Below are 11,927 nucleotides of genomic sequence, written 5' to 3'. Positions count from 1 at the left end.
AGCACGCCGCACATGTGGACGCCAACGTATCCCACGACGTGAAACCCGGTCGATCTGTGACGGGGTCCGAGTGTACTGCGTTCACAGTAATGCGGCCGGGAGGGGTGAACCGGTGTCAGGGCGCCGGGCAGGGGTCTCCGTCGGCGGGCCGGCCGGCGGGCCGGTCGGCGTCGGCCCGCCGGAGGGCCGCGCCCGGCTCGTCGTGGATCTCGAAGGCCTTGCGCAGACCCGTGATCGACAGCACCCGGGACAGGACGCCGTGCACGCCGCTGAGCATCAGCCGCACGCCCGCGGCCTCACTGCGCTGCAGCGCGTCGACCAGTTCGCTGAGGCCGACCGAGTCGCAGAAGGCGACCTCGGACAGGTCCACCACGAGGGCCGCCATCCCGGGCGTGGCCCAGACCGGGCCCAGGTGCTCGCGCAGCACCGGTGCGGAGCGGTAGTCGAGCTCTCCGGCGGCGCGGACGACGATCGCATCCCCGTACGTCTCGGACGAGAGGGTGAACGCCGAGCCTCGATCGGGCTCGAACAGCATGGTCGGCTCCTCACGCCTGCGGGTTCAGGGCAGGTAGCCACTCTTTCTACCAGTGCGCGGAACGCCGCGTGGCGGAGGGGTCGTGACACGTGCGGCCACCCCGTGCCCCGGTGCCGGGCCCGGAGGGTCCCGCCGGTCCGGGCTCCCGTCGAGCGTTGATCGTTCCTGATCGGTGCCGCACAATAAACGTCACAAACGAGCATTCCGGCGGGTTCGTCGAATCCGCACTGCTGGTATAGACCAGTACGGTGCCGGGAGGGCCGGTGTTGTGAAACCGATATCGGCCGGTATGGACCGGAGCATGGCTGCCACCTAACGTGGTCCGCATCACGAAGGCCTCGGACCGGCCCGGCCTGACGGCCGGAGGTGGTCCGGAGCCGGAAAAGCGGTGCACTGAGGTGCTCCTCGGTATCCCCCACTGGTACGGACCAGTTCGGGCCGTATGACGACCAAGGTGGTAATGCACGTGAACAAGAGGCTCGTTGGCGCGGTCACGCTCGGCCTGGCCGCCGCACTGGTAATGACCGCCTGCGGCTCCGAGGACCCCGCCGCGGGCGGGGACAAGGCGGCCGACGGCGGGGTGACGCTGAAGCTGGTCGCCGCCGACTACGGCGACGGGCCCACCGCCGAGAACAGCGGCGAGAAGTTCTGGAAGGGCGTCGTCGACGAGTTCCAGGCGGCCAACCCCGGCATCAAGGTCGACGTCCAGGTGATCAACTGGAACGACATCGACAAGCAGGTCGCCACCATGGTCCAGAACGGCCAGGTGCCCGACATCCTGCAGACCGGCGACTACTCGGGCTTCGTCAAGGACGGGCTGCTCTACAAGACCGACGAGGTCCTGTCGCCGCAGACCTCCGCCGACATGCTGGAGAAGTTCGCCGAGTTCGGCAAGGTCGAAGGCGTCGGCTACGGCATCCCGTTCGTCTCCTCCGCCCGCGCCCTGTTCTACAACAAGGCCCTGTTCGACAAGGCCGGCATCGCCGAGGCGCCCAAGACCTGGGACGAGCTCAAGGCCGCCGCCGAGAAGCTGAAGGCCTCCGGCGTCTCCCAGCCGTTCGGCCTGCCGCTGGGCAACGAGGAGGCCCAGGCCGAGTCGTTCCTGTGGTTCATGGGCAACGGCGGCGGCTACAAGGACGCCTCCGGCGCCTGGACGGTCGACTCCCCGGCCAACGTCGAGGCCTTCGAGTACCTCAAGGGCCTGGTGAAGGCGGGCCTGACCACCCCCAACCCCGGCACCAAGAACCGCAAGGACGTCTGGGCCGACTTCGCCGCGGGCAAGGTCGGCATGGTCAACGGCGGACCCATGTCGATCCCGATCTTCGAGAAGGGCGGCCTGACCGACTTCGGCGTCGCCCCCATCGCGGGCAAGACCGGCCCGCTCGACACCACGCTCGGCGTCCAGGATTGGATCATGGCCTTCAACAAGAACGGCCGCAAGGAGGAGATCAAGAAGTTCTTCGACTTCTTCTACGGCGGCACCGCGGCGCAGAAGATCAGCGACACCTACAAGCTGCTCCCGGTGACCAAGTCCGGCATCGAGAGGCTGTCGTCGGACGAGAAGCTCAAGCCGTTCCTGGACGCGCTGCCCAACGCGACCTTCTACCCCTTCCAGGACCCGAAGTGGTCCGAGGTGAACACCCAGATCAAGCAGACCATCGGCAGCGCGATCGACGGTGACCCCAAGGCGGTCCTCGGGGCGATCCAGAAGACGGCCACCGCGAACTAGCCCCTCGCGGGATCCCGACTCCGATCACCGGTGACCGGGTGCGGCGGGCACGCAGGAAGGCGCCCGCCGCATCCGGCGCCACGTTCGAAAGCAGGACGCATGCAGCAGACATTCACCCCGGGCAGGGTGGTGCGCGCGCTGGCCCCGCTGGCCTGGATCGGCCCGGCGGTGGTCCTGATCGCCGTCGTGGTCGTCTGGCCGGTCGTGGTGATGGTCCAGTCGTCGTTCCTGAAGATCAGCCGGTTCGGCGTGGTCCAGGGATCGAACGGGCTCGACAACTACACCAAGCTGTTCGCCGAGCCCGACTTCGGCGGGGTCATGACCAGGAGCCTGGTGTGGGTGGTCGCCGTGGTGGTCCTCACCGTGGCGCTCTCCCTGGGCCTGGCGCAGCTGTTCAACCAGCGCTTCCCGGGCCGCCGGTTCGCCCGCTGGGCGCTGATCGCGCCGTGGGCGGCCTCGGTCCTGATGACGGCGATCATCTTCAAGTGGATGCTCGACCCCGAGGTCGGCCTGATCAACATGATCCGGCGGAACCTCGGCCTGCTGGACGCGCTCGGCGGCGCCGACGCCGACCCGCTGGGCAACGCGGCGACCGCGATGCCGTGGCTCGTCTTCGTCGCGGTCTTCGTCTCCCTGCCGTTCACCACCTACGCGCTGCTCGCGGGGCTGTCGGCGATCCCCTCCGACGTCTACGAGGCCGCCAAGATGGACGGCGCCTCCAGGTTCCGCACCTACTGGTCGATCACGCTGCCGCTGCTGCGGCCGGCCCTGGTCGTGGCGACGCTCATCAACGTGATGAACGTCTTCAACAGCTTCCCGATCATCTGGGCCATGACCCACGGTCAGCCCGGCTACTCCACCGCGACCTCGACCATCTTCATGTACATCCTCAAGGGCTCCGACATCGGCGAGTCGGCGGCCATGTCCGTCGTCAACTTCGGAATGGTGATCGTGCTGACGATCATCTTCCTCAAGGTCAGCAAGTGGAGGACGGAGGTCTCATGACCGAACAACGTGAGGTCGCCGATGAGTGCCGCCCCCGGGGCATTGGGCCGACGAAGGAGGTCTCATGACCGTCACCGAAAGCGCCCCGGCCGCGCCTGCGCGGCGGCCGGCGGCGGCTCCGGCCCCCGCGCGGGCCCGCAGGCTCCCGTCGGTCAAGACCGTGATCGTCGCGGCGAGCGCCTACCTCGTCGCGTTCGTCTTCCTCTTCCCCTACCTGGTGATGATCCTCACCGCGCTCCGGCCGCAGGAGGAGCTGCGCGAGGCGACCTTCCTGCCGACGACGTTCGCGTGGTCGAACTTCACGAACTTCTGGACCGGCGGGCTGGCGCAGAACCTGGGCGTCACCCTGCAGGTGGCGGCGGGGTCGACCGTCCTGGTGCTGCTGGTGGCGCTGCCCGCGGCGTACTACACGGCCCGGCACGAGTTCCGGGGCCGGACGGCGTTCCTGGTCCTGGTGCTGATCACGCAGATGTTCCAGCCCACCGCCATGCTGGTCGGCATCTACCGGGAGTTCTTCCAGTTCGGCCTGGTGGACACGGTCTGGTCGCTGATCCTCGTCAACGGGGGGTTCAACCTGGCGTTCGCGGTGTGGATCCTCAACGCCTACTTCTCCTCCATCCCGCGGGAACTGGAGGAGGCCGCCTTCATCGACGGCAACGGCCGGTTCGGAGCCCTGTTCCGGGTGACGCTGCCGCTGGCGATGCCCGGTGTGGTGACCGCGCTGATCTTCACCTTCATCGCGGCCTGGAACGAGTTCGTCGTGGCCCTGACGCTCACCACGACCCCGTCCAACCAGCCGCTGACGGTGGCGCTGAACTCCTTCATCGGGCAGTACCAGGTGGACTGGCAGAACCTGTTCGCGGGCTCGGTGATCGCCACCATCCCGGTGATCATCCTGTTCGCGCTCATCGAGCGGAAGGTCGTCGGCGGCCTGACCGCGGGTTCGATCAAGTAGTGGCGAATCCACCGGGTGAGAAATAGCGGAATTCCGTATCTCACACCGCAACATGGGTGATTCTGGACCGGTACATTCCGGATGTGGGACGGACCGGAAAGCGCGCGAAGCCGCGTGTCCGGCCGTCTCCGCCGGCCGGACACGCCGGTGGCACCGCAGGGCGCCGCCGGTCCGGGAGGCGGGTGACCCAGCGGGAGGTGGGAAGTGGCCACGCAGGAAGGTCCGACGGTGACCTCGGGGGACATCGCCAGGCTCGCGGGGGTCGGCCGGGCCGCGGTGAGCAACTGGCGCCGCCGTTTCGGCGACTTCCCCGGGCCGGTCGGCGGCACCGCGTCGAGCCCGCTGTTCTCCCTGGCGGAGGTCGAGGCCTGGCTGCGGGCGCAGGGCAAGCTGGAGGAGCTTCCGGAGGACGAGCTGCTCTGGCAGCAGGTGCGCAACTCGGCCGACGACCTGCGGCTGCTCTCCCTCGTCAGCCGGCTCGCGGCGGCCGTCGCGCACCGCAGGCTCAGGACGCTCCTGGAGGCCGGGGACGCCGAGATCGCCGACGCGCTGCCCGACCTGGTCGTGGGCGACGAGGACGTCCCGCTGATCCGCGCCGCCGCCGCGCTCGCCGAGGTCCGCGGCCCCGAGGAGACCGTGGAGTTCCTCTACACCCGCTACGCCCAGGCCCACGCGCGCCGCGTCCAGGCGGTCTCCCCGGAGGTCGCCGACCTCATGGCGGCGTTCGTCGAGCCCCGGGCCGCCGAGGTGTTCGATCCGTCGTGCGGGCACGGAGGACTGCTGATGGCCGCCGGCGACCCCGGAGCGGTCCGGGCGGTGGGGCAGGAACGCGACGGCGACGCCGCCCGGCTGGCGGGCGCCCGGCTGGCGGTGCGCGGCATCACCGCCGACATCAGGCGGGGCGACGCCCTGACCGGTGACGCCTTCCCGCTGCTGCAGGCCGACGCCGTACTGTGCAGCCCGCCGTTCAGCGAGCGCGGCTGGGGATACGAGGAACTGGCGGGTGACCCGCGCTGGCAGTACGGCCTGCCCCCGCGGGGGGAGTCCGAGCTGGCCTGGGTCCAGCACTGCCTGGCCCACGCCCGGCCGGGCGGGCAGGTCATCGTCCTGATGCCGCCCGCCGCGGCCGGCCGCAGGTCCGGCCGCCGGATCCGCTCCCGGTTCATCCGGACGGGCGCACTGCGCGCGATCGTGGCCCTGCCGCCGGGGTCGGCCCCCCAGTCCGCGATGCCGCCCCATCTGTGGCTGCTCCGCCGGCCCGACGACGGCGACCCGATCCCGACGCACGTGCTGATGATCGACGCCACCGAGTCGCGGGACTCGGCGGTGCCGGCCTGGCGGTCCTTCGTGGAGGACCCGCGGCGCGAGACGGCCGGCAGCCGCGCGGTCCCGGTCATCGACCTGCTCGACGAGGACGTCGACCTCACCCCGGCCCGCCACCTGGCCCGCCCCGCCGCGGTCGCCGGCGGCGTCGGCAGGACCGTGGACGAGCTGCTGGCGGCCGTCGCCGAACTGACCCGGCTGCTCCCCTCGGTCACGGAGACGCCGCACAGGCCTCTTGTGGCCGTCCCACTGAGCGAGCTGGCGAGGACGGGCGCGCTGAGCGTCGTCCAGACGCCGGGACGGATGGAGACCGGCCGGGGCGAACTGGCGCTGCTGACCGCGGAGGACCTGATCCTGGGACGGGCCGCCACGGGCAGGGGAGCGGACGGGCCCGGCCTGGTCGTCGCCGGCCCCGGCGACGTCGTCGTCCCCGTCACGGGACGCGCCCCGGCCGCCGCGGTGGTCGAGGAGGAGACGGCGCTCGGCCCCCATCTGCTCCTCATCCGGCCGGACCCCGGTTCCTTCGATCCCCACTTCGTCGCCGGGTTCCTGCGGGCCTCGGCCGCCCGGGCGGCGGGCTCCGCCCCGTCCGCCTCCCGCCCGGACGCGCGGCGGATGCGGCTGCCCCGGCTGCCCCTCGCCGAGCAGCGGCGCTACGGGCAGGTCTTCCGCGAGCTGGACCTCTTCGCCGACGCGCTCCGCCGCACCGGCGAGGCGGGTGAGCTGCTCCGCGGGCTCGTCCTGGACGGCCTGGTCGACGGCGACCTGCGGCCGGACCAGAACGGCTGACTACGATGTGGCCGTGATCATCGAAGAACGGCCCCTGTCGGACGAGGGCCTGTCCGCCCTGGTCGCGGCGGCTTTCGCGGAGCTGGTCGCCAAGTACGGCCCCGAGGGCCGGTCCGGGGTGCACCCCCGGGCGCGCTTCCTCGTCGCGGTGAGCGGCGACCACGCCGTCGGCTGCGGCGCGGTGCAGCCGGTGGACGAGGCGACGGGCGAGGTCAAGCGGATGTACGTCGCCCCCGGCCACCGCAGGCGCGGCGTCGCCCGCTCGCTGCTGGAGGCGCTGGAGGACCTGGCCCGGTCGCAGGGGCACACGGTGCTCCGCCTGGCGACCGGGCACCTGCAGCCGGAGGCCCTCGCGCTCTACCGGAGCTGCGGTTACCGGCCGATCCCGCCCTACGGGAAGTACGTCGAGGAGCCCACCACGCACTGCCTGGCCAAGCGGCTGTGACCGCCGGCGGGGCCCGGGCGGGGCGGGCGGCTCAGCCCGGGCCGGTGGCGGCGGCGGTGTAGCGGTCCTCGACGAGATCCCGCACGCGCCTCCTGGCCTCGGCCGCGGAGTCGCCGGGCTCCCGCTCGACCTCGGCCACCTCCGCCGCCAGCTCCTCGTCCTTGACCTGCTCGGCGATCCACCGCGAGTAGTCGCCCCGGCGCAGGTGATGGTTCCAGGTGTCGTCGTCGACGCCGTCGGCGAGCCTGCAGAACACGGCGAGGTTCTCGGCACGCAGGTTCAGCGCCCCGTGCGGACCCCGGAAGTAGAAGCTCTTGGCCTCCCCGAGGTCCCCGATCGCGTACTTGCGGCGGTGCCTCTGGCGCTCCCGCCGGGGCGGGGTCAGCTCCACCCGGAGCGGACCGGCCGGCGGCTGCCAGAGCAGCAGGTGCCCCGTCGGCAGGTCCGGGAAGTCCTCCGGGGGCAGGATCTGACCGGTGGCGGCGGCGAAGGTGCCGAGCGCGTCGCCGGGGGACTCGCCCACCACGGCGATCGCGTTCAGGGTCTGCAGCACCGGTCCGCTGACCGCCGCCGGATGCACGGTGACCATCAGCAGCGCGCCCGCCTCCCGCAGCAGGCCCACGGACTCCAGGCCGAACCCGTCGGGCATCATGTGGTGGGCCTCGTCGACCACCAGCCAGTGCGGGTGCCCGTGGCGGGCCCGGAGAGCCGACAGGCGGGGCAGGAATCCCTCGAAGAATCCCGGCCGGTCGTCGAGGGACACCCCCAGCAGGTTGACCACCACGCTCTCCCCGGGCTCCTTCAGCACCTGGATGATCTCGTCCTCGGTGGGCGCGCGGCGGCCGTCGCCGAGCACGACCGCGCCCTCGATCCCCTCGATGTAGTCGCCCTCCGGGTCGATCAGGCAGAACTGGTACCCGGCCTCGGCGATGCGTTCCAGCAGCGCGGCGGTGACGGTGGACTTGCCGCTGTGCGAGGGGCCGGCGATCAGCAGCCGCAGGCCGTACGGGGAGAACCGGAGCTCGCCGTCCTCGACGGTGCCCAGCAGCAGGTGGTGCCGGTCCACGTCGACCTCGGACAGGTCGGTCTCGACGATCCGGCCGGCCAGCTCGGCCACCCCGGCGCCCCGCTCGCCCTCGGTCACCAGGTCGCAGCGCTCCTTGACGGCGGGGAGCGCGTTGGCCACCGCCGCGGCGCACTCGCAGGCGACCAGGAACGCGTGGTCGTTCTCCGCGTCGCCCACCCCCACCGTGCTGTGCGCCGAGAGGCCGAGCTCCGCCAGTGCGGCGGCCAGGCCGCTGGCCTTGTTGACACCCGAGGGCAGGACCATGACCGCGCCCTTGTTGAAGATCATCTGCATCTCCAGGCCGAGCTCCTGGATCGCGTGCAGGACGGTGTCGCCGTGCGGCTCCCGGGTGGCCACGATCACCGAGCCGACGCTGAGCGGCTCCACGTCCCGCTCGCGCAGGAGCTCGACGAGGCTCGCCGGAGGGGCCTCCGCCAGGGGCGTGCTCGTCTGGTCGGCGGGGCGGTAGAGCACGGCCCCGTTCTCGGCGACGACCCGGTCGAACAGGTCCAGCCGGGGGAAGACCCGCAGGAGGTCCTCCAACTCCCGCCCGGTGACCATGATCAGCTGCCGTCCGGAGCGTACGAGGCGCTCGAGCGCGGCCACGGTGCCGTCGTCGACGCGGCCCTCGGCGGCCAGGGTCTCGTCGTAGTCGCAAGCCAGGGCGTGATAGCGCATGTCGGATCGGGTACCCGGATCCGGCGGCGGCATCGTCTGGAACGGGTGAATTCCTGAGCCGGAAGACTTGAACGTCGCCGGTCCCGCTGCGGCGGGAGGCTCAGGCCGGCACGGGGGACCTGCGGTTCGGGACCCGTTCCAGCCAGGTCAGGCACCGCCACAGCCACTCCACCGGGCCGTACCGGAACCGCGCCAGCCACCACCGGCTGAAGGCGACCTGGGCGGCCAGCACCGCCACCGCCAGCGCCGGCACCGACAACCGGGTCGGATCGGCGACCAGCAGCGGCAGCGCGCCCAGGATGGCCGCCGTGCTGAGCAGGTAGTTCGTCAGGGCCATCCGGCCGAGCGGGGTGAGGGCCCGCATCAGCAGGTCGCGCAGGCGGGTGCGCAGGAGCAGCAGCAGCCCGGTGCCGTAGGCCGCCGAGCAGGCCACCCCGCTCGCGGTGTACGCGCTCCGGAAGAACAGCAGACCCCCCGTGGAGGAGGCGATCCACAGGTAGACGAGCCCTCCCGCCAGCACCGTGCTGACCACGAAGGCGGGCGCCAGCAGACGCTCGGAGAGCGGGAACTCCATCGCGGCCATGCCCAGCAGGAACAGTCCGCTGACCAGGGCCCCGCCACCGCCGTGGCCGACCCCCCAGACGGTGGCGCCGACCCCGGCCAGCAGCACCATCAGGTCCGGCAGGAACGACGCGGGCAGCAGCACCATCGCGCCGAACCCCGCGTACGGCAGGAGCACCTCGTCCGGGTTCACCAGCCGGTGCGCCGCGCCGAAGCAGGCCAGCACGGCCAGTCTGCGCAGCAGGACCAGGCGGGGGTGCCCCGACCGGTCCTCGGCGGAGCGGAGGAACAGCACGAGGCTCATCCCGAACAGGAACGAGAAGATCGGGAAGAACTTGGCCTGGAAGAGGCTGTCGACGACCCAGTCGACGGAGTTGCGCGCCGGGTGCTCCAACCGGTCGCACGTGTGCTGCCAGGTGTTGACCACCATGATCCCGCACAGCGCGAAACCGCGGAGCGCGTCCAGCTCGTGGAGTCTGCGGGGCGCCGAGGGACCCCGCTCACCGGCCATACGACGGAGACCGTTACGGAATGCAGTCACGCGAGCACCGTATAGCCGACGATCGCCGGGAAACGGGGAAGCACGCCGTGCCTTGCCTGACTCTGTGCCGACCACCGGCGGTCCGGTGCGGAGGCTTCCCTCGGTCGTCCGTGCCCTCCCGTGCCCTCCCGTGCTCCCCCCTGCGGGGACCGGCCGCCGGGGGCGCGGTCATCGCTTGGGGAAGGGCCAGGCGTTGGGGCGGCAGCCGTACAGGGACTTGGTCTGCTGGAGCATGACCGGGGCGCGCCGGCCCGGTCCGGGGCAGGGCACGTGGCCGTGCCCCAGCCCGTGGCCGACCTCGTGGTTGACGACGTACTCGCGGTAGGAGGCGACATCGCCGCGGTAACCCGGCACGCCCCGGTTCCACCGGACCGCGTTGATCACCGCCTGCCTGCCGTTCCAGCAGGACAGCGTGCCCTGGGTGCGCAGCGGCAGGCAGCGGCGGTCGGTCAGGGCCGGGCTGGACAGCGAGACGCGGAGCTTCGCCGGGCCGCGGGACACCCGCTTGAACCGGAAGCCCCAGCTCCGCGGGTCGTTGAGGATCCGGTGCACCTCGTCGGCGAACTCCTGCGGATCGAACGGGAGCCCGCGCTCCACCTCGACGACGTACCGGACGACCTTCCCCTTGCGCCGCGACGGAGGCGCGGCCCCACCGGGCACGACCGCGTAACGGCCGCTCGCGGCCCTGGGCACCCGAACCTTCTCCGGCTGCAGCCGCCCGTTGGCCAGCAGGCGGGTCCGCTGCGCCTCGGGGGCGGGCTCGGGCGGGGGAGTGGGCGTGACGACCGCCGGGGGCGTCGCGGTCGGCGTCGCAGTCGGGGTCGCAGCCGGCAGGGCCGTCCGTGAGGCCGCCGGCGGTGTCGTTGGTAGGGGCGTCACCGCGGCCGGGGGCACCGGCGTCCCCGGAGGTGGGGGAGGAGGTCCGAGCAGGGCCCCCGGGGAGGGGGCGGGCTCGGGGAGGGGCAGGGCCGCGACCGCGCTTCCACCGGCCAGGAGCATGGACAGGCAGCCGAAAACGAGCAGCCACGAACGAGGCCTGCGCAGCTGATTATCTATGTTCCCGGGCATAGGGCACAAACCCTATTGCCCCTCGGGTACCACCGAAAACACTGGTAACGGGCGTGTCGGAAATGGTCCCGTAGAACGGGGACGGCGGCCGCCCGGAGAGGGGCGGCCGCCGTCGTCGTGCGTCCCGCTCGGCGCGGGCGGAGACCTCGGTGGCAGGTCTCGGGAGTGCCTAGTGCGGGCAGGAGGAGCGGTACTCCTCGATCTGCGTGCTGCGTCCCGGTGCGGGGCACAGGAACTGGTCGTAGCGGAGGTCGTCGTCGACGAAGCGCTTCATCCACGCGATGCTGTACTTGGCGAGCGTGCTGTTGGAGCTGTTCGGCGCGAAGTGGCTGGCGCCGTTGAGCTCCAGGTAGGCCTTCTCCGGAGCGGAGGACAGGCTGTTGTAGAACGGCTCGGAGTGCGAGCCCACCGGGGCGACCGAGTCGTTCTCGGCGCCGATGATCATCGTCGGGACCCGGACGTTCCCCCAGGACTTGTCCGTGTGCCACGGGGTGAGCGGGATGGCCGCCTGCAGGGACGGGCGGCTCTCGGCCGCCGCGAGGGTGCCGCCGCCGCCCATGGAGTGGCCCGTGACGCCGATGCGGCCGGCGTCGAGCCGGCTGCGGACCGTGAGACTGCTCTCCTCCGCCAGGTGGTCGGCCGCGGCCAGGATCTGCCGGCCCCGGCTGTCGGGCTGGTCGTAGCGGGTGATGGTGTCGATGTTGAAGACCACGAAGCCGTGCGAGGCGAGCCGCTCGGCGAGCCAGGCCATGGTGGACCTGCTCGCGGTGTAGCCCGGCGCGACGATGACGCCGCCGAAGGTGCCCTGGCTGGTGTCGGTCGGGTAGTAGATCGTCCCGCCGCCGAAGCCGCTCGCGGCGAGGGAGGAGACGGTGGTGCTGGAGACCGTGAACGGGCCGCGGGAGGACTCGAGGCTGGAGCTGGTGGGGTCCGGGCCGCGCTCGTAACCGGCGGCGGCGTGGGCGGTGGGGGCGACCGCGCCGGCGCCGCCGACGAGGGCCAGCGCCAGCGCCAGCTTGGTGAGGGTCCGGGTCCGGCGGTTCACGGGGGTCGGGGGGTGTGACTGCACGTCGGTTGCTCCCTGCTCGTAGGAGGGGAACCGGGTGACGGCGTCCGCGCCGGCAGCCGTCCGGTACGGAGCCGCCGGGGGCGGCCGCTCCGTGCCGTGGGGGGTTCCGCTGTTCCCCTCGAAACGTTGACAGGAAGTACTGTCGCGCTGTCAGGCGCCGTGA

At 71.9% G+C, this 11,927-nt stretch carries 10 protein-coding genes; 5 read left to right on the top strand and 5 right to left on the bottom strand.

All coding sequences use genetic code 11. From position 1 onward, the window contains the following. Positions 1-115: 115 nt before the first annotated feature. Positions 116-535, bottom strand: coding sequence for an STAS domain-containing protein (locus HS048_RS22535; RefSeq protein WP_196468571.1), 420 nt, complete (start codon positions 533-535; stop codon positions 116-118). 466 nt (positions 536-1,001) lie between these two features. Between HS048_RS22535 and HS048_RS22530 the strand changes: the two genes are divergently transcribed. From HS048_RS22530 to HS048_RS22510, 5 genes are all read left to right on the top strand, one after another. Then, a complete protein-coding gene (locus HS048_RS22530) occupies positions 1,002-2,264 on the top strand; it encodes an extracellular solute-binding protein (RefSeq protein WP_231647343.1) in 1,263 nt (420 codons plus the stop codon). Between the two features lie 99 nt (positions 2,265-2,363). Continuing rightward, positions 2,364-3,269, top strand: a complete 906-nt coding sequence (locus HS048_RS22525; RefSeq protein ID WP_068897298.1) for a carbohydrate ABC transporter permease — start codon at positions 2,364-2,366, stop codon at positions 3,267-3,269. Positions 3,270-3,333: 64 nt separating this feature from the next. Beyond that, positions 3,334-4,224: a carbohydrate ABC transporter permease gene (locus HS048_RS22520; RefSeq protein ID WP_084008326.1), complete on the top strand. Its 891-nt coding sequence runs from the start codon at positions 3,334-3,336 to the stop codon at positions 4,222-4,224. Between the two features lie 204 nt (positions 4,225-4,428). Next, on the top strand, positions 4,429-6,336 hold the full coding sequence (locus tag HS048_RS22515) for an N-6 DNA methylase (protein WP_196468570.1): 1,908 nt from the start codon (positions 4,429-4,431) through the stop codon (positions 6,334-6,336). 13 nt (positions 6,337-6,349) lie between these two features. Beyond that, positions 6,350-6,781 carry a GNAT family N-acetyltransferase gene (locus HS048_RS22510; RefSeq protein WP_068897467.1) on the top strand — a complete coding sequence of 144 codons (432 nt, stop codon included), beginning with the start codon at positions 6,350-6,352 and terminating at the stop codon, positions 6,779-6,781. Between the two features lie 31 nt (positions 6,782-6,812). Here HS048_RS22510 and HS048_RS22505 read toward each other — a convergent pair whose 3' ends face one another. The 4 genes from HS048_RS22505 to HS048_RS22490 form a co-directional block, all read right to left on the bottom strand. Then, entirely contained in the window at positions 6,813-8,525 is a 1,713-nt protein-coding gene (locus tag HS048_RS22505) for an HAD family hydrolase (RefSeq protein ID WP_196468569.1), read from the bottom strand. Positions 8,526-8,625: 100 nt separating this feature from the next. Next, a complete protein-coding gene (locus HS048_RS22500) occupies positions 8,626-9,627 on the bottom strand; it encodes a DUF418 domain-containing protein (protein ID WP_196468568.1) in 1,002 nt (333 codons plus the stop codon). Positions 9,628-9,795: 168 nt separating this feature from the next. After that, positions 9,796-10,695: a DUF3152 domain-containing protein gene (locus tag HS048_RS22495; RefSeq protein ID WP_230881834.1), complete on the bottom strand. Its 900-nt coding sequence runs from the start codon at positions 10,693-10,695 to the stop codon at positions 9,796-9,798. A gap of 169 nt (positions 10,696-10,864) precedes the next feature. Continuing rightward, positions 10,865-11,764 carry a dienelactone hydrolase family protein gene (locus HS048_RS22490; RefSeq protein WP_196468567.1) on the bottom strand — a complete coding sequence of 300 codons (900 nt, stop codon included), beginning with the start codon at positions 11,762-11,764 and terminating at the stop codon, positions 10,865-10,867. Positions 11,765-11,927: the final 163 nt, after the last annotated feature.

The organism is Planomonospora sp. ID91781, assembly GCF_015711595.1.
In the GTDB taxonomy this organism is placed as follows: domain Bacteria; phylum Actinomycetota; class Actinomycetes; order Streptosporangiales; family Streptosporangiaceae; genus Planomonospora; species Planomonospora parontospora.
Note: the sequence above shows the minus strand (reverse complement) of the source record. Positions and strands in the feature narration are given on the sequence as shown.